The sequence below is a fragment of the Marinobacter sp. CP1 genome, assembly GCF_001266795.1.
GTDB lineage: Bacteria > Pseudomonadota > Gammaproteobacteria > Pseudomonadales > Oleiphilaceae > Marinobacter > Marinobacter flavimaris.
In genome coordinates this window covers 3,427,864-3,453,710 of the sequence record NZ_CP011929.1, presented here as the reverse complement: position 1 = coordinate 3,453,710, position 25,847 = coordinate 3,427,864, and the positions used below count along the sequence as shown (strand labels likewise).

The following is a 25,847-nucleotide window of genomic DNA, read 5'->3' as shown; positions in this document are numbered from 1 at the left end:
AGCAAAACCAGGCCGAATCCGTGCTTGTCAGCGCTCCACCGCCATGCTTCACTCCTGTGATTAGCATGCAACCGGAGACGCCCCTATGCCCAGCCCCGCAACCGACTACTCGAAAACAAAAACCAGCCTTCAACGTGTCTGGGTGCTATTGCTCAGCGCGGTGCTCCTTGGCGGGTGCTCCACGGTGTACTACAAAACCATGGAAAAATTCGGGTATGAAAAGCGGGACATTCTGGTGGATCGGGTTGAAGATGCCCGGGACAGCCAGAACGACGCCCAGGAAACCTTCCGTTCGTCGCTTGAGCGTTTCCAGAGTGTGGTGGACACGCCTGACACCGAGCTAAAGGAACAATATGCCGAAATCAGCGATGCCTACGAAGACAGCCTGTCGAGTGCCGAAGAGGTTAGAGACCGGATCGACAAGGTAGAAGAAGTCGCCGAGGACCTGTTTGATGAGTGGGAAGACGAGCTCAGCCTGTACGAAAGCGCATCACTGCGCCGCAGCAGTGAACAGCAACTGAAAGAAACCCGCGTTCAGTACGGCCAGCTGATCAGCCGGATGCACGACGCCGAGGACAGGATGGAACCGGTGCTGCAGGCATTTGAGGATCAGGTGCTGTACCTTAAGCATAATCTGAATGCCCAGGCGATCGGTTCGCTGGAAAACGAACTGGTGAGCATCCGTCAGGATGTGGACTCCCTGATTCGCAACATGGAACAATCAATCGCGGAGTCTGAAGCCTTTATTCAACGCTTTCGCCAGGGCGGGTAATACCTCAAGGGAGCCAACGCTATGGAGCGCCAAGACGCAGATCCTGCGCTCAAGCCGGCATTGATGCAATTCGACATGGCGCTGGCAGAATTTGCCCGCGCCCGCAAATCGGACCCCAAAGCCTCCAGTCTCAGTCTCCTGGAGCGCACACGGATGCTGATGACGCTGCCAGGCGGCTTCGACGCCATCTACCGGCGCGTAAGGTCGCTCGAATCCGCTGGCATTTTCGGCACCAGCGACTGGGCCCGGCCAGCCCTTCTGCAACCGGCGCTCGCCAAACACTCGCTGAGGGAGGCGGGTGCAGTTACCACGATTGTCGAGGCGATCAGCGAACTGCGTATGCTGGCCGTCACCCGTGGCAAATACTTCCATCCCGGAATTTCTGCTGAGCAGGCACGCCACTTTCTCACCCAGGTGATGGCATTAAACCTGGACCTGCTGTCTGGCCAGCTCACCGAAGCCGATCGTGAAAGACCCAAGCAACTTGGCACCATCGTTCAGGAACTCTATCGGTACCTGATCTCCCACCTCGGTTATGAAAGCCTATTGGACAGCCTGGTAGCGGAAGTCTGGCGATTGCTGGACCAGGGGCCGGTGCAGGTCGACAGTATTCGGGAAATGATCGGGCAGATCGCCAAATGCCTTTACGACCCCGACATCAAAACCGGACGCAATGCCGATGCCACGCGGCTGGTGAAGGCCCTCTTTGCCCCCACACCTGCCAGCGCCGAGGACCCCGGCCTTGCCGTTTACGAGCAGCGTTTGAAAGACATGGACGACGTGGCGCTCTCCTCCGAAGCCACCTACTTTGCCCGCAGCATGTTCGACACCGGCCTTGCCTCTCCCTACCACGCGGTGATGTTGCGGTTCCTGCGTGCCAGCGGCCAGGACGATCTCATCCCCAACACACTGGGGCTGACCATGACCGGGCTGGACGATCTCTACTGTTACACCGATCTGGTCCATGCCCTGATTGACGAGGCCATCTACCCGGAAACCTGCCAGGCCGTCTATGGCCTGACCATGATGCTGGAGCGTGGATCGCTGTTTACACCCTCCGTGGCCCAGGCCCTGTGGCGGCAAATCAAACTGAAGCCCTCTGCGGAAACCGATCAGGCCCTGAGAGAGGCGTTCGGCGATGCCCGGCCACCCCGGGTATTCCTGCTGGCCGGGGTTATCAACCTGCTGGGCCAGCCGCTGGGCGTTGGTCAGGGCAACAACCCCACCTGCCAGTCTGCCATTGGCCTCTCCATGTGGGCGTCAAACGAGGCGGATTACCTGTTGCAAGTCCTGGCCTGGGCAGCACGCGACAACGAAGTACTGAGCCGCTTTGAAGGCCAGGAGGTTTCTTCCCGCGATCTGGAACCTGGCCTGGTGAAGGGCACGCCAGTGGATGTGGACCCGGTATCGCTGGTGCTCATCCCTCATCTCGATCGCCTCTACGGCGAGATGTGGCGCCGCTGTGAAACCCGGGACGACGACGCCCATCGCTGGATCAACCCGGAATTCTACGGCTGGTGGGTCAGCCACGGCTTCCGCGTGGTCGCCGACGTAAAAACCGGCGAGGTGAAAGACTACGAGGGGTTTATCCGGCATTTCTACGCGAGCTATCACCCCTTCTACAACGGCAACATACCGGTCATTCATGCCCAGCCCGCGGGCATTGCCGTTACGGACAGCGCCGCCCGCTTTGTGGGCCGGCACGCCATCAATATCCTGCGGGTTGCCCTGAGCCCCAAGAACGAGATGCGGGTGTACTTTTTCAACCCCAACAACGACAGCGGCCAGAACTGGGGCCAGGGCATTACCTGCTCAACCCACGGCAATGGCGAGTTTCGCGGTGAAGCTTCCCTGCCCGTGGCCGAATTCACGTCTCGACTGTACGCCTTCCACTTTGACCCGCTGGAACTGGGCGATCTCTCGGCGATACCCGATGAGGAAGTCGCCCGGGTTATGGACCTGGGCTACACAAGCTGGGCGGCGCCGAGAGATACATCCGAGGAATAACACTCTCGGCTATCCGCCCTAATAGCTCTCGGTCTTACCGGTGACCGGCGACAGGGGCTCGCCCTCCTCGTTCTGCAGCTGATAGTCGTAGGCGGCCTGCAGACCGGTATCCTCTTCGGTCTCATCATCCGGTTCGTATTCCAGATGCCTTGGATAGAGCGGCGACAACATGGCCACGATAATGCCGATGGCGCAGAACATGGCAAAGGCATCGGCGTAACCCACCTTGCCGACAAGAATACCGACTATCGGCGAGCCAGCCGCCTGGCCCAGTGATACTGCCATGAAAGGCAGTACGGGGCCCATGGACAGCCGCCCCGGCAGCAGGCGAATGCCGGTCATCAGGTACAGCCCGGTCAGACTCATGTAGGCCAGACCAAACACCAGTGCTGAAAACGCCGAAATCATCAGGTTGTCGGGGCTGGCCGCCAACAACGCCAGGCTCGCGGCCAGTGTCATCAGCATCAGGGCCTGGGTAACCGGTGGGTTGTTCCGGTCAGCCAGATCGGCCACCACCGCGCCGCCAAGGCCAGCAATACCGACCCCCAGCCACAGCCATGCCGTGGCATCGGATGGCATGGACCCGAGATTAACCACAAGATCGGGTGCGAAAATCCAATAGGCGGCAGACACAAAGCCCATCATGAACGCGAACAGAGAGAGCCTGAGCAGCCGCCACCACTGATCCGCACTGATCGGCTGCACCGGCGCGGCGTTGGCGGGCACAACACGGGATACAGACGGAATGAAGAACCAGGTGGCAATCACGCCAATTACCGCCAGCACGGCAAAGGACGCGTAGGCATAGCGCCAGGCCCCGGCGAGGAACAGGATCGTCGGCACAGCAACGACGACACCGATACTGGTGCCCGCGTTCATCACCGAGCTTACCCGGCCGTGGAGCGAGCGTCTCACCAACGCCTGCATGGCGGCTGTGAGAGCCGGCATCATCAGGCCCGTGCAGATACCACAGAGAACAACACCCACCCCGAGGGAGACGGCCCCCACGGCCTGGCTGATCAGCGCCAGGCCAACAACACCAAAAATACCGGATGCCATGGCGGTATTGCGGGCACCAAGACGATTTGCCGAGAGCGGAGCCACCAGGGTAGCGAATACGAAACTGATCAGCGGCAGCGCACCGATCACACCGATCACATCCGGCGCCAGCCCCAGGTCATCCCGGATCGGGGGGACGAACAGACCGAACGCAAAGCGCGCCAGACCATAGCTGATCGCGATCAGTGCTGCGCCGAGGAGTGCAAATGACGTGCTCGAAGGAAACTTCATTCCGCTGTGCTCCTTGCGCTGTCCATCTTCGTCAGACTAGACATCAAAGCAGGATTTTTAAAGCAGCGGATGGCCTGCGCCAGCGATCAGCCTGCGGTCTGGGGCAGAAACCGGCGGTCCCAGACCGGCTCAGCGGCCTCGAACAGGCTGTCCACCGTCAGCGCGAGCATGCCAATCAGAATCGCGCCCTGCAACACGTAGGCTGTGTTGCCATTGACGAGACCGGCGATCACCGGATCCCCCAGGGTTCTGGCACCGATGGTTGAGCCAATGGCGGCCGTTGCAATGTTGATGGTTACCGAGGTCCGGATACCGGCCAGGATCACCCTGCCCGCCAGCGGCAACTCCACCTGCAACAGCACCTGAAAAGGCGACATGCCCATACCGAGCGCCGCCTGCCTCACTGTGGCATCGACACCCTCCAAGCCGGCCAGGGTATTGCGCAGAATGGGCAGCAAGCCATACAGAATCAGCGCCACCAGAATCGGCGCCTCACCAAACCCGAGAACCGGCACCGCCAGGGCAAGAACCGCCACCGGCGGGAAGGTCTGGCCGATAGAGGCAATCTGGCTAACCAGCGGCAGAAAGTCCCGCCCAGCCGGGCGCGTGGCGAAGATTCCCCCGGCAACCGCAGCGACGGTTCCAACCAGGGCGGAAATCACCACCAGCATCAGATGGTTCTGGAGCAGAAAGAGAAAGCTCTCCCGCTCGTAGATCACATTCTGCTTATCGGGCTGCATCCACTCGAAAAGCGGTTCGAGAGCCGGCATGCCCGCGCTCAGGGCACAGAGGAGCACAGTCAGCATCACAGGCGGCAACCAGACCCGCATCAGGCACCTTCCTGGATAATGCGGTCACGGGTGATGGTTCCGGTTTCCTGGCCATCGGCATTGAACACCGGCACCTGGCTCCAGTTCTGCCAGAGCATGATTGAAAGAGCCACTCGCAGGCTGTCGTCTTCCTTGAGGCCGTCGGCGCCGGGTTCCGGCTCTCTGGGCTGAGGGTGAGCCTCCATCAGATCCCGCACGGTATGCAGGCTCATCAGTTTCAGGCCTCGGTCCTGCTTGCCCACGAGATTCTCCACAAAAACGGAGGCGGGTCGCCGGAGAATGTTCTCCGGCGTGTCGTGCTGGATAATCCGGCCCTGATCCATCACGGCAATGCGGGTCGCCAGCCTCAGGGCTTCGTCAATATCGTGGGTTACAAAGACCGTGGTTTTCCGCAGCTGACTCTGGATACGCAGCATCTCCAGCTGCAGGTTCTCCCGCGTGATGGCATCCAGCGCACCGAAGGGTTCGTCCATCAGCAGAATATTGGGGTTGGCAGCCAACGCCCTGGCAACGCCCACCCTTTGAGCCTGCCCGCCGGACAATTGCTGGGGATATTTGTTGGCGTGGGTGGCCTGGTCCAGATCCAGCAGCGTCAGCAACTCATGCACGCGCTCGTCGATCCGCTCCCGTGGCCATTTCAGAAGCTGGGGTACCATGGCGATATTGCGGGCCACCGTCCAGTGTGGAAACAGCCCCGTGCCCTGAATCACATAACCCATGTTCAACCGCAGCTGCTCGGGGTTCATGGCGGTAACATCGTTACCATCCACCAGGATCTGGCCCTCACTGTGGGGCAGCAACTGGTTGATCATCCGCAGGGTAGTCGACTTGCCGCAGCCTGAGCTGCCCACCAGCACGCACACTTCGCCGGTTTCGACCGTGAGGTTTATCCGGTCCACCGCCACGGCATCTCCAAAGCGGCGGGTAACGTTTTTCAGTTCAATCATCCGGGCTTATCCCTCTCCTGTCAGGCCGTCGCCGGTGTCGGCTTGAGACTGGCCGCCAGCATGGTGAGCAGAGCATCCGCCAGCAGCGCGAGTGCAATGGTGGGCAGCGCACCAAGCAATACCAGATCCATCGCCGCCTGCCCCAGGCCCTGAAAGATAAAGCTGCCAAAACCGCCGGCGCCAATGAGCGCGGCAACCGCGGTCAGGCCAATGGCCTGGATGGTGGTAATGCGCACGCCTTCCACAATCACGGGAAGCGCCAGTGGCAACTTGAGTTTGAAGAACAGCTGTCGCTCGTTCATTCCCATACCCCGCCCGGCATCGGCGAGGCTTTCCGGCACCTCGGTAAGCGCGACGAAGGTGTTGCGCACCATGGGCAACAGACTGTAAGCCACCAAAGCCAGCAAGGCCGGAGCCCAGCCAATGCCACGAATCCCCATGGCCTGCAGTGCCGGAAAAGCGGCCGCCAGCGCACTGAGCGGTGCGATCAGTAACCCGAATACCGCCAGGCTGGGAATAGTCTGAAGAAAGCTGACCGCGCCAAGGATGGGACGGCGCCAGGCCACACTACGAATCATCTTTAGGGCCAGTAGAAAAGCCAGACCGGCGCTGATGCCGACCGCGCCAAAGGCCAGTGCCAGATGAGTCCACAGGGCCTGCTCGAACTTGTCCGGGCGGGCGTTGAATTCCCGAACCAGCGACAAACTCTCCAGCCCACCGCCTCGAAGGATCCACAGCCAGCTGCCAACGATGACGGCCAGTATCATCAGCTGCAGCCCTCGCCCGCTCCCGAGGCGCCCGAGGATTTCGATCAGCATCAGCGACAGCAAAAACAGCAAACACCAGAAACCGGCTCCGATGGACGACCGCGCATAAGGTGCGTCTTCCGGCAGGTGCCGGCCCGCAAAGACCTCGAGCAACAGGGGCAGCAGCGCCAGGGAGAGGCCTACCAGGCCCAGAAGCGGCAGGTACCGCCGGCGCAACGGCAGAAAAGACAGCAGAACGCAGCCAGCCAGAACCAGTGACACCAGGCCAGCCCAGGGCCCGCCAACGGCCGAAATGAGGCCGTGACCGGTACCCGGAACAATGCGGTTGGGTTGAATGACGCCCAGGTCCAAAAGCCAGACCAGCGCCAGGGCAAGACACCCCAGCACAGGCAGGACACGGTTCGGCATGGTGTTCGAGGCAACAGAGCTGTAAATCGACAAACCTCAGTCCTGGGCCAGGGAATCCAGGTAATCCCGGGCGACGGTATCCGCCGGTACCCCGTTCACGGCCACCTGGCCATTCAGGCGCTGCAGCGTTTCGAGATCCAGCGATTCGAAGATCGGCGTCAGCACTTCCCGGATCTGCGGATAGGCTTCCAGCACCTCGCCACGCACGATCGGCGCTGCCTGATACACCGGCTGAACGCCTGCGGTATCTTCCATTACCTTCAGATCCAGCGCATCCAGCCCGCCATCGGTGCCGTAGGTCATCGCACCGTTTACGTCGTTGTTATTCAGGGCCGCCGCGCGCAATGTCGCCGCCGTGTTGCCACCGGAAAGAATCAACAGCTGGTCGGATTCCAGCTTGAAGCCATAGGCCTCCTGGAACGCCTGCAAGGCACTGGCGGATTCCACAAACTCGGCGCTGGCCGCAAACTTGAAGGCACCGCCCTCATTGATGTAATTCGCATGATCTTCGAGTGTGGCCAGGTTATTTTCCCGCGCCAGATCGCCCCGCACGCTCATAGCCCAGGTGTTGTTTGCTTCGGCGGGTTCCAGCCAGACAATGTTATGTGCCTCTTTATCCAGGCGAGCAGCCTCCTGGTAGGCCTTATCCGCGTCTTTCCAGATATCCCGATCCGCCTGATCGTGAAAGAACGCAGCATTGCCGGTGTACTCGGGGTAGATATCGATTTCGCCGGCCTTGATCGCATTACGGACGATGCTGGTGCCACCCAACTGGAGCCTGTTTTCAACGGGAATACCGGCTCCCTCCAGGGACTGCAACACCATCTGCCCCAGTACCGAGCCTTCGGTGTCGATCTTGGAGGACACCACCACGGGATCAGCAGCCATTACCGATCCGGACATCACGAACGCTGTCAATGCCGCTGTGCGGCGCAAAAGGGATTTGGGAGTCACGGCCATTCCTCTCGGTTTTTGGTTACCACTATCAGTCTAGAGGCCGCATCTACGAAGGCAAACGGGATTTGGTCTTGCCTGCACCGGCCCGCAGGAGGCCAGTTCCGAAATCGGGCGGAACGGACATCGTATTTGAAATCCGGAAACCCAACGGGTTAGGCTGTCTAAAAAGCGAGCAGCATGGTAGTGAAGGTTATGGCACAGACCCTGGAAAAGACCCGCGAACCCACCTCCACCGTAGCGCCCCTGAACCCTGATAACGTGGCACTGCTCGAACAGGAAGGTTTAACCCTCAAGCCACTGGACCCTATCGGCGTTGAGATCTACGGATCCGACGTGCGCAACCAGCTGCCAGAGCCGGCTATCAAGGCCCTGGAAGAGGAAATGGCAAATCGCGGGTTCATCGTATTCAAGCACCAGGCCGGCCTTTCCCCCGATGAACTGATTGAAGCCTGCAAATGGTGGGGCGGGCGCGAGATCCATTCCACCCACGGTGTTCATCCTGCAACACCCGGCCGCAACCGGCATATTTTCCGCTGCTCCAACGACGGCCGCCAGGGCATTCTCGGCGTTGGCCCGCAATGGCACAACGACGGCAGTTTCGAAGCCGCCACCTTCTCGCACAGCGCCTACTACATGGCCCGTGCGCCCGAGAATGGCGGTGGTACCCACTTCGCGCACCAGGGTGCGGCCTTTGACGCACTCCCGCCGGAGAAACAGGATTTCTGGGAACGACTGGTGTCGGTAAACTCCGCATCCAGTGTGACCCACCCCGTGGTTCACACCCACCCGATTTCCGGTCGCAAGAGTGTCTGGCTGCATCTGGGCATGACCGGCGCCGTGCTGGAGCGCCTGCCGGAAGAAGGCCTGACGCTCGACCAGTTGAAAACCCTGCCCGCACCTGCGGACAGCTTCCACCTGCTGGACGAGGCCGCCATGAAGGAACTGTTCAACGATTACAACGATCTGCTGAACGATTCCTTCGAGGGTGGCTACGGAATTCGCTACGAATACGAAACCGGCGATCTGTTATTTATCGATAACTGGGCCGTCGCCCACCGCGCCGCGCCAGAAGCGCATCTGCCGGCAGAGCAACAGGGACTGCGCATCATGGACCGGGTCACTATCAAGGCACCGCGAAACCTGTCGCCCCATTTCGGGCTGCCCCAATACATCAACATGGCCGGCCCCCACCCGTTCAACAAAGACGGCGTATGGCAGGCCGGTGGCGTGGGCTTCCGGTGGAAAGACGATATCCGCATGCAGAACTGATTCACCCGTTTTGCATGCGGCCGTGCGTCACTGCACCGGCTGACAACCGCGCACAGCGAGAGAGATATTCGTTGCCGCCTTGATCTGATCGTAGTATTTCGCGGCGGTTTTCACGCCCATATCCGCGTAGTTCCCGGCACTGGGGCTGATCAGGGTGCCCAGCTGGGCCCAGGCCGCCGCGGATTGCCGGTCACTCTCATAGGCTGAAAATGCCTGGTAGATTTCATTACAGGTAATGCCGTCTCCATCCATAGCTGCGGAGGAAACATGAGAGGACGTTTGACAGCCCGTCAAAGCGCCAACCGCCAACAAAAACCCAAGACTCTTGTACTTCATTGATCAGGTCTCCCAGGCCGTAATGGCCTCTTTTCGAAAGTATGGATAGCATGGTCTTATACATTCCAGCCCGATGCCAGACCTGCTGGTCTCAATGGAAAGATGTATTGAAAATTCCTCGCCACAAACTAAGCTATTCCTGTCTCTTCACTCTTTTGAGCATGCCCATGAAAGCGTGTCTTCATGCAGGTCTCACTCTCGCGCTATCCATTCTGCTTCTCTGGAGTCCAGCCCGAATTGGCCATGCAGAAACCGTCCTGCATGTTGCCTACGAAGATAAAACGCAGTTCCCCTATTACATGGGCGACACCCAGAAGGTTCTGGAGAGACCCGGCGCAGCGGTGGAACTCGTCAAACTGCTGGAAGAGCGGGTACCGGGTTTGCGGATCAAGTTCAGCCGATACCCCTGGAAACGATGCCTGGCCATGCTCGAAACCGGCCAGGTGGATGGTATCTTCAATGCTTCTTACAATGCTGCCCGCACCCGAATTGGCGAATACCCCTGGCGGGACGGTCAGGTTGACCCTACCCGCCGACTAACCACCATCAGCTACAATCTCTATGCCCTGCCAGATACAGAGCTGGGCTGGAGCGGCAAGGCTTTCGAAGACACGGACCTGTCAGTTGGCGCCCCATTGGGCTACTCAATCGTGAACGATCTGGAAAACCTGGGCGTTTCCGTAATCAAGGTTCGGAGTTCCAGGCAGAGCCTGCAGTTACTGACTGCCAGACGCGTTCATGCCGTTGCGCTCCAATCGGTCACCGCCGATTTTCTGTTACGCCAGAACGCCAGGCAGCTCCCGGGCATTGTCCGGATTGATCCCCCTCTCAAAACCAAGCCCTACTACCTGATGCTCTCGCGGGAATTCAAAGCGGCACACCCAGAGCTTGCAGAGCACATATGGAATGCCATCGGCGAACTCAGAGAAGAAAAGCTTGAGGCCCTGGCGCAGCCCTATCTATCCGAGTCCGGCTAGTCAGCTTTCCCACTTATTTGGCCTATTGAGAGTGAGTAAGCCCATAGTCGATGGCAGCACACACCGCCGCGGCCTGCGCAGCATTGCATTGCTCGGAGGTCACACGGGGGCTATCGGGATAAACCTCGGTGGTGGTCCGGTAGGGAGCGCGGGTCATGCCAGCGCACAGGCCCCACTGCGAGAGCGGATACTGGATCACGCCCCGGGCAACGACTGGTGAGGCGAAAATCTCGCCTTTCTCGTCGGCGGGTGCAATGTGCGTCACCTGCCCCACCGCCTTGATCAGTGCCTGCTGAAAATCTGGCTGCGGGTTTTCGCTATCGTCCACCACATAGAAGCCATCGGGAATGCCGGCCGGCTCGAATGGCTTGCCGTCGCGGGCGGCCAGCGCCGGGCGGAACTCCGACTCGTCGGTATCGGTGGTTTCGTGAAGGTCGATATGAATCAAAACATGCTCACGAACCGGCGCCACCAGCCGCATTAGCGCGGCCGATTCTTCCGCGGGACTGCCGTCATGGAACGAGCGGTTCGGATCAATCGCGTTCCGGTTCCAGCGATGAATGCGCTCGTATGCCCAGGGGCTGACACAAGGCGCAACCAGCAGGTTCACGCGCCCCGCATAATCCGCCGCGTGCTTATCGAGGAACTCAAGCGCGCCATGAACACCGCTGGTCTCGTAACCGTGAACGCCACCGGTGATCAGCACCACGGGAAGGTCGTTGTTCCAGTCGCGGCTGCGAATCGCCATCAGCGGATAATAGTCCGGGCCGTAATCCAGCCCGCCGTATTCTTCTAGATCAAACCGCGCGCCAAGGCGCTCAATCACACTCAACACCTCCGTGTCGTAACTGCGCTGACGGGTCTGTCGCGACAACCACTCGGCGCGCTCTGCCTCGCCCCAGGGCGTGCCGGGTGTGCCGATTGGATAGGGTGTTGAAGCTGTGTTCATAGTAGCGCTCCGTTAACGATCGCCCGCAGCTCCTGACGGATCGGGTAGGTGGACGACGGAATCAGTTGCGTCATGAAAATCATCACCAGTTCCTCAACGGGATCGACAAAAAAGTTAGTGCTCGCAAGGCCACCCCAACCGTACTCACCAACCGATCCGTTGGTCTGGGATTTGGCGACGTCCGTTTTTACCGAAAAACCCAGACCAAAGCCAGTCCCGGCAAACGGTGTCTCGCTGAATGCACCCACAGACAGGCCCGGCAGGTCCTGATTGTTGGGCAGATGGTTACGACACATGAATTCCAGAGTTTTTCGACCAATAATCCGCCGCCCCCGGAACTCGCCACCCTGACACAGGGCCTGGGCGAAGTGGAAATAATCGTCGATGGTGGAAACCAGCCCGCCACCGCCGGACATGAACTGGGGCTTACGCCGGAAGGGAGAGGTCTCGGGGTCATCCTGCAGCGTGAACTGATCTCCGGCCTTGTACTGATAGCAGGCAGCGAAGCGGTCAAGCTGATCATCCCGAACATGGAAGCCGGTGTCAGTCATATCCAGAGGCTCAAAGATATGCTCCCGCAGATACTCATCAAACGGCTTGCCCGACAGCAACTGCACCAGATACCCCAGCACATCCGTGCTGACCGAATAATTCCAGGCTGTGCCCGGGGAAAACTCCAGCGGCAGCCCGGCCAGGTGATCGACCAGGGCTTCCAGCGACATACTCCGGCTGCCATCCAGCTTGAGCTCGCGGTAGGCAGCGTCAACGTTGGTGCGCTGCATAAATCCATAAGTCAGGCCTGACATATGCGTGAACAGGTCACGAATCGTCATGGTGCTGGATGCAGGCGTGGTCAGGAAGTTCGGATAAACCCCGCTTTTATAAATCCGCTGGTGCCTCCAGGCAGGAATATACTTGTGTACGGGATCATCCATTAGAAACCGCCCCTGCTCATAAAGCTGCATCATGGCGATAGACGTAATCGGCTTGGTCATGGAATAGATGCGGAACACCGTATCCCGGCGGACCGGCTTGTTGCGTTCCACGTCCATCAGCCCCTGGGCTTTCACATAGGCAATCTCCCCTCGCCGGGCGACCAGTGTCAGCGCGCCAGGTAACTTCCCGGGCTGGAGATAGCAGCGGTCAAGATGACGTTCAATATTTGGAAGCTGTTCCGTAGACAGACCTGCCACCTGTGTGAGTTCCGTCATTGCACGGGTACCTCTTCAAGCGCCTCATCCCAGGCTGCCCTGCTCGCCGTGAAAATATGCGCCGTTGGCTTTATGGAGACTTCAGTGTCCAGACACCCTGCCGGAACCACAAGCAACCCTTCAAGCTGAGTGCCTGGCAGTGCGGAACCACACAGCTTACAAAAACTCTTGCTATGGCGAGTACCCGGAAGCGTGTAGGACGTCACGGCATCCTCACCGGCCAGCCACGTCAATTTGGCGGTTTGTGAAAACAGATTTGCTGCATGAGCAGAACCCGTATCTTTTTGGCAGTGCTGGCAATGGCACAGGTAAAAGCTCTCGAAATCGCCTTCAATCCCAAATGCCACGGTGCCGCAAAGGCAGGAACCAGAATGAACAGTCATCGGTGTGTCTCTATCGTTGTTACCGAATAGCCAGGACATCCTCGATATCTACCGGCCTTGAGAGTACGGATTTATACCAGATAAGGTCTTTCTTCAGCATCAAGGGAAGCTCAAGGCCGAGTAAGTGCATGGTCTCGTATCGAGAAAAATCGATGTTTAGCGCAACCCAGGTTCTATTTTGCGCATCAAAGATTTGTGCACCGTCGGCGTTACCTACCTCCACTTTGACACCCTCGTACTTGAACTGGACGTAGGTCAGGTCCCAGCCCTCTTCCTGGCGGTAGGCGGCCGCTTTGGATATGAACTGATGCCCTGCCTGGACCACAGACGAAAAGTGCTCCCCAGGGACAAAGAGATCAATGTCATGCAGATCGCGTTGAGAGCCATATCCCCTTGCGGCGAGCCCGCCACAAATGAGGAAGGGAATGTTCCTTTCCCTCAGTAGCGACACAATCCACTCGGCGGCTGATTGATGCACGCCTTCTCCTTTCGTGCTTAAAGCTGAACACAGCAGTTCGGCACATAGTTCACGCCCCGTTGAGGGCTTATTTGTAACCGTTGATTCTTAGCTGCAGCTTAGACATTTGCCTCCTGGTTGCAACGCTCTCTTCCAGTAACGCTATGCTCATTAGCGACTGGTAGCCCAACGCCACGCCCCTCGAAGTAGTTTGGTGCATGGGGTAAATGACGTATGGGCCATGGCTTCTCCCTGATTTACTTTGATTGCGGATAAGGAGGAAGCGATGATCAGGATTGGGACCGTCTCGTCCATATGGCGATACCCTGTAAAAGGAATGGCTGGCGAATCGTTAACACGGGCAGATATCGGATCAATGGGGGTTTTCGGAGATCGGGTTCTCGCTGTTCAGGACGTCGCCCGCCAGGAGATTCAGAGCTGCAAGTTCCGCCCGGAGTTGTTGCAGTGCCGTTGCAAGGCCGTTGATAGCGCGGCAACCGTGGAAATCCTCTTTCCGGATGGCGAGGTCAAACTAAGCTCTGATCGCGATGTGAATGACAGAATATCCCAACTGGTAGGCCATAAGAGCAAGCTGCAATCGTTACGCCCCAAAAGTGACTCGCAGTTCTATCAGCGTTTCAAGCGCGATGATCATTCCTGGCTGACAGAATTGAAAGCGACCTTCGCCAGAGAGCCGGGCGAGCCACTGCCGAACCTGGATGATCTGCCTGACGAGATGCAAACCTATGTCTCGTTACTCGGGACTTTTTTCCTTGTGTCCCCGTTTCACATCATCACCACCGCCAGCCTAAATCATATGCGATCAATCCACCCCGGCCCCGACTGGAACGTGGAACGGTTTCGGCCCAACCTGATCATTGACACCTTGCCGGAGATATCTGGATTGGCCGAGCAGGAATGGCTCGGGCGCTCGCTGGTAATTGGTGACGTCGCCGTCAAGCTTGGTGAAGCCGCTCCACGTTGTGGAGCCGTTGTAAGGAAACAACAGGGCTTTTCCGAAGATAGAAGCATACTGCGCAGTATTGTGCGTGATGCGGACCAGAACCTCGGAGTTTACGGCGATATCCTTGCCGAAGGTGCTATCCACGCAGGCGATCAAATCTACCTCGTGTAAATCTGGAGAACCCCAAACAAGAGCGGTTGAACGATTGTCTCTAATCTCAGGATGCTTCGATTCCGCCCAACGCATCTGATAGTGTAATCGACCTTTCAGCAACCGTTCATTGGAACTCAGGCATGGCCCCCTCCAAGCAGCACCCCTGGCTTCCGCTACTCATCTTCCTGGGCGCGGCCTTTACCTTCAGCGTGACCATGATCGGCACCACCATGCCGACGCCGCTCTACCCCATCTACCAGGACAGATTCGGCTTTTCCGATCTGATGATCACCATCATCTTTGCCGCCTATGCCTTTGGTGTGATCGCCGCGCTGGTAATGACGGGGCGCTGGTCCGATCAGATAGGCCGCCGGCCAATGCTGTTCGCGGGCCTGGCTTGTTCCATCATCAGCGACCTGGTGTTCTGGCAGGCCAATGGGCAGGGAATGATACTCACCGGCCGGGTGCTGTCCGGATTGTCTGCGGGGATCTTTACCGGCACGGCCACGGTTGCCGTGCTTGAATTGGCTCCGCCCCACTGGCGGGATAAGGCAACCTTCTTTGCCACGGCGGCGAACATGGGCGGGCTTGGCCTTGGCCCAATGCTTGCCGGCGCCCTCTCAGAGTACCTTCCCTGGCCACTGCACCTGACCTTTCTGGTGCACTCAGCCATGGCCCTGCTGGCCGTGTGCTGCATCTGGGCAGCGCCGGAGACCGTCTCCAAACCCGCTCGCCCAAAACTGATTATCCAGCGCCTGAGCGTGCCACCGGAAGTTCGCGGCGTGTTCATTCCCGCCGCCATTGCTGGATTTGCCGGCTTCGCCATGTGCGGCTTCTTCACCTCCATCGCCCCGGCGATGATGGGCAAGGTCCTGGGCTATGACAACCGGTTGCTGATCGGTGTTGTTGCCGGCAGCATTTTCATCGCCTCAACCCTGGGCCAGTTCCTGCAAGGTGCCCTGCCGCTGAGGCTGCGCCTTCCCCTAGGCTGCGTGTCTCTGATGCTAGGCGTGATTCCGATAGCACTGGGCATCTATTCCCAGTCTCTTGCCCTATTCGTAACCGGGGCCGTGATTGCCGGCATGGGCCAGGGTATTTCGTTCCGGGCCGGCATGGGTGCAATCGCCTCAGCCAGCCCGACGACGGAGAAGGCCGCCGTAACGTCCGCCTTCTTTGTTGTGGCCTATATCGCGATCTCGGTGCCGGTGATCGGCCTGGGCATAATGGCAACCGTGACCAGCCTGACGACGACCGGGATCAGCTTCGCTGCTGTTATGGGGTCAATGGCGGCACTGGCATTGGTGCTGCTGATTCGGCGGGAACGGGTAGAAGTGCGATAAGGCCGGATATTTACCCAGCAGTGACGCAGGGTGAATAGGACGGAGTGAGAAATTACCACCACAGTTGGCGCATTCTCACGCCATCCCATCACTCTCAGGCGTCAGGTGATATTCTTCGTCAGATACTCAAGGTGCTTGCCATCGGTACCACAACAACCACCAAGAATTTTCAATCCGAAATCTCTGTTCAACTGCGCCATGAGCGCGCCCCACTCTTCAACAGATTCGGATTTCAGTTCTGCTGAACCTTCCAGCTCGTCATGGCTAAGGGAGGAGGCGTTTGCCTGTATACCAATCAGCCGTTCAAATAATTTTTCAGAGAGCGTATCCGGATCAAGAAATGACGGGTAGGAGCAGTTAACAAAATATCCAAGCGGTTTACTGATGGTCTGGGCATCGACATATTCAATTGCCTGCTGCAGCTCTGTTCCATCCAGGACGTTACCATCGGAACCGATCACGAAACTTATGATGTAAGGTAATCCCGTAGCTTCCATTGCGAGAGCAATTCCGGCGGCCTCCTCTACTGAAGGCAACGTGACTGCGATGAGGAAATCCACACCCGAGTCTGCTAGCTGATCAATCTGCCATTTATGGAATTCGCTTGCTTCATTCAGTGACAAGCCTTCCTCAGGCAGATAGCAATCGTTTTTACAGCCAATCAGACCACCAATTTTAACGGGCACTTTCCTCGATTCTTCGACAACTGATTCTTGCAGGAACTTTGCGGCGTCAACGTTAATGCTCTGTCGCTGATTCGAGGCTTGCACTCTCTCCCTGTTTGCTCGCCAGGTAGGCGTACAAAGCAATATTGGCCGGTTATTGGCCTCAGCAATGCGCAGATATTCCCGGTAAAGGCTCTTCAGCTCCGCTCTACCCTCATCGTTGTAAATCAATGGGGTGTGAACCAGACTCTGGTCCAGTTCTACCTTCGCGCTACGCCGGAGCCTTTCGATAATGGCCGCCTCAGCGAGGATAAATTGATGGTTTTCTAGAAGCTCTTTCATCTGAAATTCTCGGGGGCCTCGTCTATTAGCGTTGCCAACAGGGGCTTGAGGGGCTAGTGATATTCACTGGGGTTGGCCATATCCCTCGAAGGACTGCTCAACGCCTAGATGAACCTTATATTCAACATACCGGGAAATCTGTAGTTCCTCATTTTCATATTTTTCCCGTTCCTTCACCGCCTCCATCGAGGGCCAGCTTTCTACACCAATATAATCCCATTCGTCATCGCTTTGGCTGCAATCGATCATAGGAATTGCCTTCATTCCCAAGGCATCAAGGTTGGCCCGATCCCTGACCATAAACTGTCTTCGTTCTTCCTCAGATAGCTGGAAAAATGTCGGTTTCATCTTGGCAAAAAACAGCCTGACAATAGGCGCTTCATTCTTCATTGGGGAAACGTCCGTTTAGTATGAATCTGTAACATGACGCTTAAAGCACAGGCGCATTTATTTAGCGTCCGGTGGCTTTACTTGTTAGGTTTCGAATCCGGACCATCAACTTCAATTACCGATGCTTCAACGGAATTATTAAGCCAATTTATAGATTCTAACGTCAGTTTATATTTCTTATCATTCTTATCAAAAATCCAAGTTTCCCCTGGTCTTGTCCTAGTCAGCCGTATAGATTCTTCCCCAGGAATATAGACGACACCATCTGCGGTGTAGTCCGACGAGATGCTCGATACGCCCAGAGTCGCGGTTGTTCGTGGGTCAACAAATGAGCCACCCTTTTCAAATGAACCTTTGAATTCATACGGCAAATCGGACGGGCTCACATTACTTGCACCATTCTCCTTTGGAATATGGTTAGCTTCAGCCAAGGCATCATTTAGCTGTGACTCAAGGCTAGATATTTTTTTCTCCAAGGATGGGAAGCTATCAGGCTCCTCTCTCAACCAAGACAGATACCGATTATTAACCCTCTTTAGATCAGAAATTTCAGACTCTAAAATTGAGACCTTTGCCTTATATTGCTCTGCAATGGCTTTTTCATTTTTAATTTGAGCGTTTGCATTTTCGGCTTGAGCCCTATAAAGATTCACCTTGTTCTCATCTATGACAAATGATGAGACTAACCAAGTTGTCGTTGCAACGAGTACTGTGTGTCCGACTATCGTTGTAACTGGATGTTCTTGAAACCAATTAGACATATCTTCCCTTTTTAACCTAACGCTTTAAGAAGAGGCGCCGAGCTTTTCGGCGTCCCCCTTGCTTATCTTGTTAGCCGTGCTTTCCAGCTCCCTACCCAGACTTAAAGATGTATGATTCACGTATTCTTCGTTTACGTTGCGAAAGAGCCAACCGCCAACCAATAAACAACCCCCGCTGTGTAATTTTAGCAATGCGGTGGCATATGAGGTAACTCGCCGATCTTTTGGAGTAAAGTTTAGAGTTACATACCCTTCCCAGATGTAACCTCGAACATTGAACTCTAGAACAAAGTCTTTCTCACTGTTTTTAAACTTAAATATAAATAAGCCGCTTAGATCATGTGCCTTCTGGTCGAGAAATAGCGTAGCTTCATTCCAATATATATCGCCTTTCTCTTCATCTTTATTTTCAGATGTTCCATACCATTGCCCGGCCAGCATAACTCCCTGGTATCGCGTTTTTTCGAGAAAAGGAACTATTTTAGTTGTCCAGAAATCACGTGCGAGAAAAATCAACACTGTGGTCAATATGCCAGTGACAATTCCGACAATACCTTGCTCAATAATTTTATCCATAGTTTTCCTTGTACTGCTAATCGGGATAGGGAGGCACCTCACGATGCCCCTCCTCCCACATCACCGGGCATACGGATCACGTACCACGGCGATTCAGTGACTTGATTCAACCCGTTACCGCACTGCCAGTTCCGGCAGTCCATAGCTCCGGAACAACCGGGCCGGTAAGGCTTCCCGCAGGGCCGGCGAATGACTCAGCCGCCACGGGCCGTGGGCTGATTTCGCGGTGTTCCAGGCCAATCTGACCGGGACACCCCGCTTTCTCAGCTCACGATACCCCCTTCGGCCCCATTGCTTCCACACGTAACTTCTCATTCTCCGCCGTATCCACTTGTCCAGGTCCCGCAGCGGGCTCAGTACTTCGGCTGCGTCGAAGTACGCTTTCCAACCAAGCAGGGTCTCTTTCAGATCTGCGATCACCCGGGCCAGTGAGTGGCCCCGTGTTCGGCGGCTCAGTAGCCGGATCTGGGTTTTCAGCTTGGTGATGGCTTTGTCAGCCACTTTCAATCGCTGCCCTTTCCGGCTGAGGGTGAAGCCCAGGAAGCTGCGCTTCCAGGGCCGGTCTACCGCGCTCTTTCGTGTATTCACTGTGAGCCTCAGCGAGTCCTCGATAAAGCGCGTCAGACTCACCATCACCCGCTCGCCTGCGCGGTGACTGCCCACGTAGATCTGGCAGTCATCCGCGTAGCGGGCGAAGCGCAGGTTGCGCCGCTCCAGCTCCCAATCCAGTTCATCCAGCATCACATTCGCCAACACCGGAGATAGTGGCCCGCCTTGTGGTACGCCCTCGGGTGTTGGTGTTTTGCGGCTGTCGATCTGTACACCTGCCTTCAGGTACCGGTTGATCAACCTGAGCATCGGCCTGTCCGGCGTGTGCCGTTTCAGACGTGCCATCAGGCGATCATGGTTTACCCGGTCAAAGAAGGCTTCCAGGTCCAGATCCACCACCCAGTTGCGACCTTCCCGGGCGCAGCGCTGTCCGTATCGGACCGCTTGATGCGCAGAGCGTCCCGGACGGAAGCCGTAGCTGTGTGGGTGGAAGCGCGGTTCCCAGTCCTGCTGGATAACCTGAGCGATTGCTTGCTGGATAAAGCGATCCAGCACCGTTGGAATGCCCAGAGGGCGGGAACCGCCGTTGGCTTTGGGGATGGTAACCCGCCGGACCGGTTTTGGTCGGTAGGTCTGCTGGAGCAGTTGCTGCCGGATCTCGGGCCAGTGTTGGCGCAGATAATCCGGCAACTCATCCACGGTCATGCCGTCGATGCCCGGCGCTCCCTTGTTACGTCGAACCTGTTTCAGGGCGCGATTGAGGTTGTCCCTGCTCAACACACGCGCCATCCACGGTGAGGGTTGAACGGAGTGCGAGCCTTCCCGGTTTCCGGCAACGGGTTCATCCCCTGGAGACTCCAGGGGCAGCGCTAGCTGCTTTGCGGATGCCATCCCGTTTCCCTGCACGGACTCTCGACTCCTGTCTCTGTTCGGGCCTTCGGTTCACGGGCGAACCTACTATGCCCTCTGCTGATTTCTGCCACGCGATCAGAGACGATCGCTCGTCTCTCAGTGGGTCCGTCCACACGTGGCAGACCTCCCGGGGTAAGGCACAGAGCTTTCACGACGTGAACGCCCGATTTATAAAGTACACCCCAGTCGCAGAAGGAGGGCTTCGCGGTCACGTGCCCGCTCGCCCCGGATGTACCACACCTCGTATCGGGTTCCTGTTCGTCGTCCCGCCGCTTTGGATTGGGCTTCCTTCAGACCCCACCTCGCGATGACGCCCTTGCCCTTCTCCTAGCCTTCGGCTCTGCGAACACCTGGCAGGAGGACTTTCACCTCCCTAGTTCTGTGCCATGCCCGGCACACACGCTTTTGTTTAGCGGCGCCCTGACAAGGGCGCCCGGTGGAGGCCGCAGGCCGGAACAAACTACAACAACTTGTTAGGGCTTGGGGTCGATACCAAACTTCTTGGCAAATTCTGGATCTACCCAAACCGACTTAACCTGACCAGGCTCCAACTCCACTTCTGACGGAGCTACACACCCAGCGATAAATTCATTAATAGACTGCGCGAGAACCGTAGATTCGCTAGTTTCGTGATCCCAAAAATGAACTTCTAGATTCGCTTGGACGAAATAATTCCCGCACTCATCTTCGGCGATCACATCTGACTCGGCAAGCTCCTCAGGAAACGGCTCAGTAGTCTTCCGAATAATCCCGTACTCACCGCCACCACTGGCTCTGAAGACTTTGCCGTAAATTTGCTTCATAAAGAAACGCCCTAACGCCGAGCGCACCGGCGGCCTGACAAGGCCGTCCGAGTAACGCGGCTTGTTATCACTGCCTCAGTCATACTCCGCATTCTGAGGCAGATCGTCAGTAATCTCGAACCAGGGAGCCTTGCTGCCCACGAATACGTGGCGCCCTGCTTTTACTCCCGGGTCGGTATCGAGTGTTCCGAGTGGAAAGCCATAGACGTCGGGATATGCGTCGAATTTCGTGTAGAGGCTAGAACCGCAGTTTGAGCAAAAGCCCTTGTGCTCACCCGGAGAGGATTCGTAGAACTTCATCAACTCCTGACCTTGGATGGTATACCAGTCAGAGGACTGCACCTTAGCGCGGGTTCTGAACGCTGAGGCATGTAGCTTCCGGCACATGGAACAATGACAGTTTAGGACATCGGTCAGCGGACCGTTGATTTCGTATTGAATGCCTCCGCAGAGGCAGCTACCCGTGTTCTTCATGAATGCACTTCCTTGTGTGATAACAGCTGATGATACGAACGCGTTCGTATATCACCCGTTCGTAAAACTCCATTCAAACACGCTCAAGAAAAAACGAGCTTCTTAAGTAAAAACAATCCCTTGAGCACCAGTTACCACGGCTACCGCAGGAGTTATACGCCCTCTTTTGAGCCACTCCTGCTCCTACCATGGGCGTATAACTCCACCCAACCTTTTCCATCTTTCCAACCCTATCAGATAGTTACCGACATTTCTCATGTGACATCTGGAGTTTTGCGAACGCGTGCGTATAACTCCAGTGCCTAGCGCCTCGGTACTACCCTCCCACTCACATACCTGAGATACTCATCTATACCCACCGAACAGGATGTACCGGTCGTCTCCATGCGCCGGAGGGTGGGCAAGCTTACTCCCCATTCGACAGGCGGAGCACAGGGAAACAAAACGACAGGAGGTCACTCCCATGAAACGCATCGCTGTCTGCTTTGATGGCACCTGGAATCGCCCGGAGGAAATCCTGGGTGAGGACTTTCCAACCAACGTGCTGCAATTTGCCCGCGCCATTCGGCCTACCGACGGCAACGGGGTGGAACAGGTGGTGTTCTACGACTGGGGCATTGGCTCCTACCACGATTCACTTCGGGCCGGCGCCACCGGTTACGGGCTGGAGAAGAACGTGATGGACGGCTACCGGTTTCTGGTGCACAACTACGAGCCCGGCGACGAGATTTTTCTGTTCGGGTTCAGCCGCGGTGCCTACACGGCCCGCAGCCTGTGCGGGATGATCAATAACTGCAGCATTCTGCGAAAAGAGCACGGCAGCCGGATCGAGGAGGCCTTCAAGCTCTACAAAACCAAGAAGCACAAAGCCAACGGCGACCACTCCATGGCCTGGAAGGCGAACTATTCGCTGGAGCAGCGCACGCCTATCCGGTTTGTCGGGGTGTGGGATACCGTGGGTGCCCTGGGCCTGCCATTCACTTTTTTCGGCCTGATCAAGGATCGGGACCTGTTCTACGATTGCAAGATCGGCAGCAACATTCGCGTCGCCCGCCACGCGCTCTCGCTGGACGAGCAGCGGGAGGATTTCGAACCCACACTGTGGGACCCGCGAGAGGGCACCGATCTGGCCCAGGTCTGGTTTGCCGGGGTGCACTCGGACGTCGGCGGCGGTTACGAGCCAGACAAACAGGGCCGCACCCTGGCGGATATCCCCCTGCTGTGGTTGAAAGAAGAAGCGCAAAAACACGCCCTGGTGTTCAACGATTCCCTGCCCACCGTAACCCATGCCAGCGCCGATCAGCACAATGAGTACAAGGGCAAGTACAAGCTGCTGGGCAAGCTGGTGCGCGAGATACCCCCGCCCAAGACCAATCGCACCTGGGTGCATCCCAGCGTGAAAGAGCGCTATGCTGGCGGCTATCGCAGCGAGCCGATCGAGCAGTACAACAAGCTCCACGGCCAATGGCCACCGCTCTGGCCGGGATAAGCCCGCGCGTTCCCCGCCCGGTTTTTGATAGACTCCGCAGCCACAGAGTGCCGTTCGGTATTGCCGGGCGGTTGTTCACCAATGGGGGCTGTAAGTTGTGAAGAGCTGGATTTTTCTGGGCGTTGCCATCGTAGCGGAAGTGATTGCCACCACCGGCCTGAAAGCCAGTGAAGGGTTTACCAGACTCTGGCCCAGCCTGCTGGTGATTGCCGGCTATACCATTGCCTTTTACTTCCTCTCGCTGACCCTGAAGGAAATTCCCGTGGGCGTGGCCTATGCCATCTGGGCAGGCATGGGCGTTGTGCTGGTGGCACTTATCGGCTGGCTGATTTACGGGCAGGCTCTGGATGCCGCCACTGTGATTGGTATGGCGCTGATCATCACCGGTGTTGCAGTGATCAATCTGTTTTCCAAGTCAGTCGCTCACTAACCTGACGGTAAAACCGGAGCCCCCATGCATCTCCCTTTCTGGCTGACGACTACCCTGCTCTTTCCGGTACTGCTCTACCAGGGCAAGCAGGCGCGCCGCACAACGCCCAGGTTGCCGGAGGCCGGAGGCTCTCCGTGCGGTCAATATGGCGAAGGTGCTCCCGCCAGGCGAGTGCTGGTGATTGGCGAATCCACGGCGGCCGGCGTAGGTGTTGAAACCCACGATCAGGGCCTGGCCAGCCAATTGGCAAGGGAAATCCACGAGCGCACGGGCCAGACCATTGCCTGGCATACCTTTGGGGTCAACGGCATCCGGCTCGGGGCGTTGATTCACACGCTGGAAACCGCCGAGTTGCCAGAGGCGGATGTGGTGCTGTTGAGCATGGGGGTGAACGACACCACGGGCTTCACGCCCCGCTTTCGTTTCCGCCGGCAGTTGCAGGCATTGCGTGAATTGCTGGCGCCACGATATTCAGGGCCTATTCTGCTTTTGAGCGTGCCGCCGATGCATCTTTTTACGGCGCTGCCCTCGCCGCTTCGGCATGTGATGGGGTGGCGGGCCAGGCAGCTGGATAACCTCTATATCCGGCTGGCGCGCCAGTTTCCTGAAGACTTCCGTTACGTGAACTACCCGGTGGTTACCGATCCTGAGCTTCTTGCCAGGGATGGCTATCACCCCGGCCAGAAGGGCTACCGCTATATTGCCGAGGCACTGGCAGACAGGGTCAGCCCCACCAATCGGTCAGGCTAACCCTTCCTTCCCGCCTCAGGGCGCCAGCTTGCGCTTCAGCGCCTTGGAAACCGACAGCGGCAGGCTCGGCAGTGAGCGCAGCATCCAAGGCAGTATCCGGCGCTTTACCCCGCTCAGGGATTCCGGGATCACGGCTTCAATAAGGTGTGGGCCCGGCATTCTCTGGGCGTATTCCAGGGCTTTTGCCATTTCCTCAGCGGTGTGCACCCGCACGCCGTGAACGCCCATGCCGTTGGCCATTTCCGCAAAGTTGATCACCGGGCCCCGCAGGTCCAGCTGGGACTTGGCCTTCTCTCCGGCCTCTTCGGCACCGACCCGCTCCAGCTCGATGTTGAGCACGGAGTAGGAGGCGTTGTTGAAGATGATGGAGGTTACATTCAGCTGTTCCCGGGCCATGGTCCACAGGGCCTGAATGGTGTACATGGCGGTGCCATCGCCGATCAGGGCGATAACCGGCCGGTCCGGATAGGCTACGGCAGCACCCACTGCATTGGGCAAGCCCTGGCCGATGGCGCCGCCGGTGAGGGTAATCATGTCGTGGCGGGGTGCACCGGCGGTCATGACCGAAAGCATCAGGCTGGAGGTGATGCCCTCGTCCACGATGATGGCGTTCTCGGGCATCAACTCGCCTACCGCTTTGCAGACTTTCTCGGCAGTCAGCTTGCCCCGTGGCCGGCCCGGTCGCTTCTCGGGCTGGAGCTTCGGCTGCGCCTGGCTGGCACCAACGGCGGCGTTGAGTTTGTTAAGGCTGGCCAGAATATCCTGGTCCGGGGCGGCCAGGGTGTGTACCTGGCAGGTATCCGGCACCAGGTAGCTCTTCTTGCCGGGATAGGCGAAGAAGGAAACCGGCGCCTTCGAATCCACCAGGATCAGCTGTTCGATGTCGGTCAGCTGCACCGTGGCGAGTTCCGCCAGGTAGGCGATCCGTTCGATGTAAGGCAGGCCGGCACCCCGCTCCATGCGGGTGGGGAAGGTTTCCGCCAGCAGGGTAACGCCGCTGTGGGCGGCCAGTTTGGCGGCCGCCAACATGCTGGGCTCTCGCAGGGAATGGCCGCCCATCAACAGGGCGGTTTTCTTGCCGGAGCGGATAGCCTTGGCAATGGCTTCCACGGTGGCATCGTCTGCCGGCTCCGGTGTCGGCGGTGCCATGGGCGCACTGGGCACACCGCCCTCGCCCCAGGACACATCGGCCGGCAGAATCAATGTAGCTACCTGCCCGGGTGCCGTACGGGCCGCCGCGATGGCTTCGGCGGCATCCTGGCAGAGGGTTTCCGTGCTCTTGGCGGTGCGCACAAACCCCGGGGACACGTTGCGGGCTACGGTCTCGATATCCGACTGCAACTGGGCATCGTACTTCACGTGGTAGGTGGCGTGGTCGCCCACAATGTTCAGCACCGGCACCTTGCCCTTGCGGGCGTTGTGCAGGTTGGCCAGGCCGTTGCCCAGCCCGCAGCCCAGGTGCAACAGCGTGGCGGCAGGTTTGTCGGCCATGCGGGCGTAGCCGTCAGCGGCGCCGGTGGCCACACCCTCGAACAGGGCAAGCACCGCCCGCATTTTGGGCTCGTCATCCAGGGCGGCCACAAAATGCATCTCGCTGGTGCCGGGGTTGCTGAAGCAGACCTCAACGCCGGCATCCACCAGGGTTTTCATCAGGGCTTGAGCGCCGTTTGTCATTGTTGTTCTCCAAGC

At 57.8% G+C, this 25,847-nt stretch carries 27 protein-coding genes; 9 read left to right on the top strand and 18 right to left on the bottom strand.

Annotated elements, in window-relative coordinates; all coding sequences use genetic code 11:
- Positions 1–85: 85 nt before the first annotated feature.
- Together ACP86_RS15965 and ACP86_RS15960 are read left to right on the top strand one after the other, a co-directional pair.
- Complete coding sequence (locus tag ACP86_RS15965; RefSeq protein WP_053114747.1) at positions 86–772, top strand: DUF2959 domain-containing protein; 687 nt, start codon at positions 86–88, stop codon at positions 770–772.
- Positions 773–793: 21 nt separating this feature from the next.
- Positions 794–2,779, top strand: coding sequence for a hypothetical protein (locus ACP86_RS15960; protein ID WP_053114746.1), 1,986 nt, complete (start codon positions 794–796; stop codon positions 2,777–2,779).
- Between the two features lie 18 nt (positions 2,780–2,797).
- Here the strand turns inward: ACP86_RS15960 and ACP86_RS15955 are convergent, their stop codons facing one another.
- The 5 genes from ACP86_RS15955 to ACP86_RS15935 form a co-directional block, all read right to left on the bottom strand.
- On the bottom strand, positions 2,798–4,069 hold the full coding sequence (locus ACP86_RS15955; protein WP_053114745.1) for a CynX/NimT family MFS transporter: 1,272 nt from the start codon (positions 4,067–4,069) through the stop codon (positions 2,798–2,800).
- A gap of 86 nt (positions 4,070–4,155) precedes the next feature.
- Positions 4,156–4,899: an ABC transporter permease gene (locus ACP86_RS15950; RefSeq protein ID WP_053114744.1), complete on the bottom strand. Its 744-nt coding sequence runs from the start codon at positions 4,897–4,899 to the stop codon at positions 4,156–4,158.
- Complete coding sequence (locus tag ACP86_RS15945) at positions 4,899–5,846, bottom strand: ABC transporter ATP-binding protein (RefSeq protein ID WP_053114743.1); 948 nt, start codon at positions 5,844–5,846, stop codon at positions 4,899–4,901. Before ACP86_RS15945 ends, ACP86_RS15950 begins: the two co-directional genes overlap by 1 nt.
- Positions 5,847–5,866: 20 nt before the next feature.
- Entirely contained in the window at positions 5,867–7,021 is a 1,155-nt protein-coding gene (locus ACP86_RS15940; RefSeq protein ID WP_053115549.1) for an ABC transporter permease, read from the bottom strand.
- Between the two features lie 36 nt (positions 7,022–7,057).
- Positions 7,058–7,981 (bottom strand): ABC transporter substrate-binding protein, encoded by a 924-nt coding sequence (locus ACP86_RS15935; protein ID WP_053114742.1) that lies wholly within the window; start codon positions 7,979–7,981, stop codon positions 7,058–7,060.
- Between the two features lie 174 nt (positions 7,982–8,155).
- Here ACP86_RS15935 and ACP86_RS15930 point away from each other — a divergent pair, with 174 nt between their 5' ends.
- Positions 8,156–9,247 carry a TauD/TfdA dioxygenase family protein gene (locus ACP86_RS15930; protein WP_094182554.1) on the top strand — a complete coding sequence of 364 codons (1,092 nt, stop codon included), beginning with the start codon at positions 8,156–8,158 and terminating at the stop codon, positions 9,245–9,247.
- A 27-nt stretch (positions 9,248–9,274) separates the two neighbouring features.
- Here the strand turns inward: ACP86_RS15930 and ACP86_RS15925 are convergent, their stop codons facing one another.
- Positions 9,275–9,583, bottom strand: coding sequence for a hypothetical protein (locus tag ACP86_RS15925; protein ID WP_008170638.1), 309 nt, complete (start codon positions 9,581–9,583; stop codon positions 9,275–9,277).
- A 167-nt stretch (positions 9,584–9,750) separates the two neighbouring features.
- On the opposite strand from ACP86_RS15925, the gene ACP86_RS15920 reads away from it, so the two are divergent.
- Entirely contained in the window at positions 9,751–10,560 is an 810-nt protein-coding gene (locus tag ACP86_RS15920) for a substrate-binding periplasmic protein (RefSeq protein ID WP_227507735.1), read from the top strand.
- A gap of 22 nt (positions 10,561–10,582) precedes the next feature.
- On the opposite strand, the gene ACP86_RS15915 is transcribed toward ACP86_RS15920, so the two are convergent.
- Genes ACP86_RS15915 through ACP86_RS15900 form a run of 4 tightly spaced genes read right to left on the bottom strand, consistent with a single transcriptional unit; the run spans position 10,583 to position 13,581 of the window.
- Positions 10,583–11,509 carry a M14 family metallocarboxypeptidase gene (locus tag ACP86_RS15915; protein ID WP_053114741.1) on the bottom strand — a complete coding sequence of 309 codons (927 nt, stop codon included), beginning with the start codon at positions 11,507–11,509 and terminating at the stop codon, positions 10,583–10,585.
- Positions 11,506–12,720 (bottom strand): serine hydrolase domain-containing protein, encoded by a 1,215-nt coding sequence (locus ACP86_RS15910; protein ID WP_053114740.1) that lies wholly within the window; start codon positions 12,718–12,720, stop codon positions 11,506–11,508. The genes ACP86_RS15915 and ACP86_RS15910 overlap by 4 nt, the downstream gene beginning before the upstream one ends.
- Positions 12,717–13,103 (bottom strand): GFA family protein, encoded by a 387-nt coding sequence (locus ACP86_RS15905; protein WP_053114739.1) that lies wholly within the window; start codon positions 13,101–13,103, stop codon positions 12,717–12,719. The genes ACP86_RS15910 and ACP86_RS15905 overlap by 4 nt, the downstream gene beginning before the upstream one ends.
- A gap of 19 nt (positions 13,104–13,122) precedes the next feature.
- Complete coding sequence (locus ACP86_RS15900) at positions 13,123–13,581, bottom strand: hypothetical protein (protein ID WP_053114738.1); 459 nt, start codon at positions 13,579–13,581, stop codon at positions 13,123–13,125.
- A 265-nt stretch (positions 13,582–13,846) separates the two neighbouring features.
- Here ACP86_RS15900 and ACP86_RS15895 point away from each other — a divergent pair, with 265 nt between their 5' ends.
- Complete coding sequence (locus ACP86_RS15895; RefSeq protein ID WP_053114737.1) at positions 13,847–14,695, top strand: MOSC domain-containing protein; 849 nt, start codon at positions 13,847–13,849, stop codon at positions 14,693–14,695.
- A 122-nt stretch (positions 14,696–14,817) separates the two neighbouring features.
- Positions 14,818–16,017, top strand: a complete 1,200-nt coding sequence (locus tag ACP86_RS15890; RefSeq protein ID WP_053114736.1) for an MFS transporter — start codon at positions 14,818–14,820, stop codon at positions 16,015–16,017.
- A gap of 101 nt (positions 16,018–16,118) precedes the next feature.
- Here the strand turns inward: ACP86_RS15890 and ACP86_RS15885 are convergent, their stop codons facing one another.
- The 7 genes from ACP86_RS15885 to ACP86_RS15855 form a co-directional block, all read right to left on the bottom strand.
- Positions 16,119–17,024 (bottom strand): homocysteine S-methyltransferase family protein, encoded by a 906-nt coding sequence (locus ACP86_RS15885; protein WP_053114735.1) that lies wholly within the window; start codon positions 17,022–17,024, stop codon positions 16,119–16,121.
- A gap of 63 nt (positions 17,025–17,087) precedes the next feature.
- On the bottom strand, positions 17,088–17,414 hold the full coding sequence (locus ACP86_RS15880) for a hypothetical protein (protein ID WP_053114734.1): 327 nt from the start codon (positions 17,412–17,414) through the stop codon (positions 17,088–17,090).
- A gap of 77 nt (positions 17,415–17,491) precedes the next feature.
- The gene (locus ACP86_RS15875) at positions 17,492–18,175 is read right to left on the bottom strand and encodes a hypothetical protein (RefSeq protein WP_053114733.1); all 684 of its coding nucleotides are present in this window, start codon (positions 18,173–18,175) and stop codon (positions 17,492–17,494) included.
- 24 nt (positions 18,176–18,199) lie between these two features.
- Complete coding sequence (locus ACP86_RS15870) at positions 18,200–18,751, bottom strand: hypothetical protein (protein ID WP_053114732.1); 552 nt, start codon at positions 18,749–18,751, stop codon at positions 18,200–18,202.
- Positions 18,752–18,865: 114 nt separating this feature from the next.
- Entirely contained in the window at positions 18,866–20,191 is a 1,326-nt protein-coding gene (gene ltrA, locus ACP86_RS15865; protein ID WP_053113004.1) for a group II intron reverse transcriptase/maturase, read from the bottom strand.
- Between the two features lie 494 nt (positions 20,192–20,685).
- Positions 20,686–21,015, bottom strand: coding sequence for an SMI1/KNR4 family protein (locus ACP86_RS15860; protein WP_053114731.1), 330 nt, complete (start codon positions 21,013–21,015; stop codon positions 20,686–20,688).
- A 75-nt stretch (positions 21,016–21,090) separates the two neighbouring features.
- Positions 21,091–21,489, bottom strand: a complete 399-nt coding sequence (locus ACP86_RS15855; protein WP_053114730.1) for a GFA family protein — start codon at positions 21,487–21,489, stop codon at positions 21,091–21,093.
- A gap of 463 nt (positions 21,490–21,952) precedes the next feature.
- Between ACP86_RS15855 and ACP86_RS15850 the strand changes: the two genes are divergently transcribed.
- The 3 genes from ACP86_RS15850 (at position 21,953) to ACP86_RS15840 (ending at position 24,158) form a co-directional block, all read left to right on the top strand.
- Positions 21,953–22,978 (top strand): DUF2235 domain-containing protein, encoded by a 1,026-nt coding sequence (locus tag ACP86_RS15850; RefSeq protein WP_053114729.1) that lies wholly within the window; start codon positions 21,953–21,955, stop codon positions 22,976–22,978.
- A gap of 97 nt (positions 22,979–23,075) precedes the next feature.
- Positions 23,076–23,408: an SMR family transporter gene (locus tag ACP86_RS15845; RefSeq protein WP_014576437.1), complete on the top strand. Its 333-nt coding sequence runs from the start codon at positions 23,076–23,078 to the stop codon at positions 23,406–23,408.
- A gap of 24 nt (positions 23,409–23,432) precedes the next feature.
- Complete coding sequence (locus tag ACP86_RS15840) at positions 23,433–24,158, top strand: SGNH/GDSL hydrolase family protein (protein WP_053114728.1); 726 nt, start codon at positions 23,433–23,435, stop codon at positions 24,156–24,158.
- 15 nt (positions 24,159–24,173) lie between these two features.
- Here the strand turns inward: ACP86_RS15840 and ACP86_RS15835 are convergent, their stop codons facing one another.
- Positions 24,174–25,832 carry an acetolactate synthase large subunit gene (locus tag ACP86_RS15835; RefSeq protein WP_053114727.1) on the bottom strand — a complete coding sequence of 553 codons (1,659 nt, stop codon included), beginning with the start codon at positions 25,830–25,832 and terminating at the stop codon, positions 24,174–24,176.
- Between the last annotated feature and the right edge of the window lie 15 nt (positions 25,833–25,847).

Bases quoted from the DNA above. Each gene is read 5' to 3' on its own strand.
- ACP86_RS15960 (WP_053114746.1), top strand. From the start codon at position 794: ATGGAGCGCCAAGACGCAGATCCTGCGCTCAAGCCGGCATTGATGCAA.
- ACP86_RS15950 (WP_053114744.1), bottom strand. From the start codon at position 4,899: ATGCGGGTCTGGTTGCCGCCTGTGATGCTGACTGTGCTCCTCTGTGCC.
- ACP86_RS15895 (WP_053114737.1), top strand. From the start codon at position 13,847: ATGATCAGGATTGGGACCGTCTCGTCCATATGGCGATACCCTGTAAAA.
- ACP86_RS15850 (WP_053114729.1), top strand. From the start codon at position 21,953: ATGAAACGCATCGCTGTCTGCTTTGATGGCACCTGGAATCGCCCGGAG.
- ACP86_RS15835 (WP_053114727.1), bottom strand. From the start codon at position 25,832: ATGACAAACGGCGCTCAAGCCCTGATGAAAACCCTGGTGGATGCCGGC.
- ACP86_RS15930 (WP_094182554.1), top strand. From the start codon at position 8,156: ATGGTAGTGAAGGTTATGGCACAGACCCTGGAAAAGACCCGCGAACCC.
- ACP86_RS15870 (WP_053114732.1), bottom strand. From the start codon at position 18,751: ATGGATAAAATTATTGAGCAAGGTATTGTCGGAATTGTCACTGGCATA.
- ACP86_RS15905 (WP_053114739.1), bottom strand. From the start codon at position 13,103: ATGACTGTTCATTCTGGTTCCTGCCTTTGCGGCACCGTGGCATTTGGG.
- ACP86_RS15840 (WP_053114728.1), top strand. From the start codon at position 23,433: ATGCATCTCCCTTTCTGGCTGACGACTACCCTGCTCTTTCCGGTACTG.
- ACP86_RS15940 (WP_053115549.1), bottom strand. From the start codon at position 7,021: ATGCCGAACCGTGTCCTGCCTGTGCTGGGGTGTCTTGCCCTGGCGCTG.
- ACP86_RS15915 (WP_053114741.1), bottom strand. From the start codon at position 11,509: ATGAACACAGCTTCAACACCCTATCCAATCGGCACACCCGGCACGCCC.
- ltrA (WP_053113004.1), bottom strand. From the start codon at position 20,191: ATGGCATCCGCAAAGCAGCTAGCGCTGCCCCTGGAGTCTCCAGGGGAT.
- ACP86_RS15880 (WP_053114734.1), bottom strand. From the start codon at position 17,414: ATGAAGAATGAAGCGCCTATTGTCAGGCTGTTTTTTGCCAAGATGAAA.
- ACP86_RS15860 (WP_053114731.1), bottom strand. From the start codon at position 21,015: ATGAAGCAAATTTACGGCAAAGTCTTCAGAGCCAGTGGTGGCGGTGAG.
- ACP86_RS15910 (WP_053114740.1), bottom strand. From the start codon at position 12,720: ATGACGGAACTCACACAGGTGGCAGGTCTGTCTACGGAACAGCTTCCA.
- ACP86_RS15925 (WP_008170638.1), bottom strand. From the start codon at position 9,583: ATGAAGTACAAGAGTCTTGGGTTTTTGTTGGCGGTTGGCGCTTTGACG.
- ACP86_RS15890 (WP_053114736.1), top strand. From the start codon at position 14,818: ATGGCCCCCTCCAAGCAGCACCCCTGGCTTCCGCTACTCATCTTCCTG.
- ACP86_RS15955 (WP_053114745.1), bottom strand. From the start codon at position 4,069: ATGAAGTTTCCTTCGAGCACGTCATTTGCACTCCTCGGCGCAGCACTG.
- ACP86_RS15875 (WP_053114733.1), bottom strand. From the start codon at position 18,175: ATGTCTAATTGGTTTCAAGAACATCCAGTTACAACGATAGTCGGACAC.
- ACP86_RS15965 (WP_053114747.1), top strand. From the start codon at position 86: ATGCCCAGCCCCGCAACCGACTACTCGAAAACAAAAACCAGCCTTCAA.
- ACP86_RS15935 (WP_053114742.1), bottom strand. From the start codon at position 7,981: ATGGCCGTGACTCCCAAATCCCTTTTGCGCCGCACAGCGGCATTGACA.
- ACP86_RS15885 (WP_053114735.1), bottom strand. From the start codon at position 17,024: ATGAAAGAGCTTCTAGAAAACCATCAATTTATCCTCGCTGAGGCGGCC.
- ACP86_RS15855 (WP_053114730.1), bottom strand. From the start codon at position 21,489: ATGAAGAACACGGGTAGCTGCCTCTGCGGAGGCATTCAATACGAAATC.
- ACP86_RS15920 (WP_227507735.1), top strand. From the start codon at position 9,751: ATGAAAGCGTGTCTTCATGCAGGTCTCACTCTCGCGCTATCCATTCTG.
- ACP86_RS15945 (WP_053114743.1), bottom strand. From the start codon at position 5,846: ATGATTGAACTGAAAAACGTTACCCGCCGCTTTGGAGATGCCGTGGCG.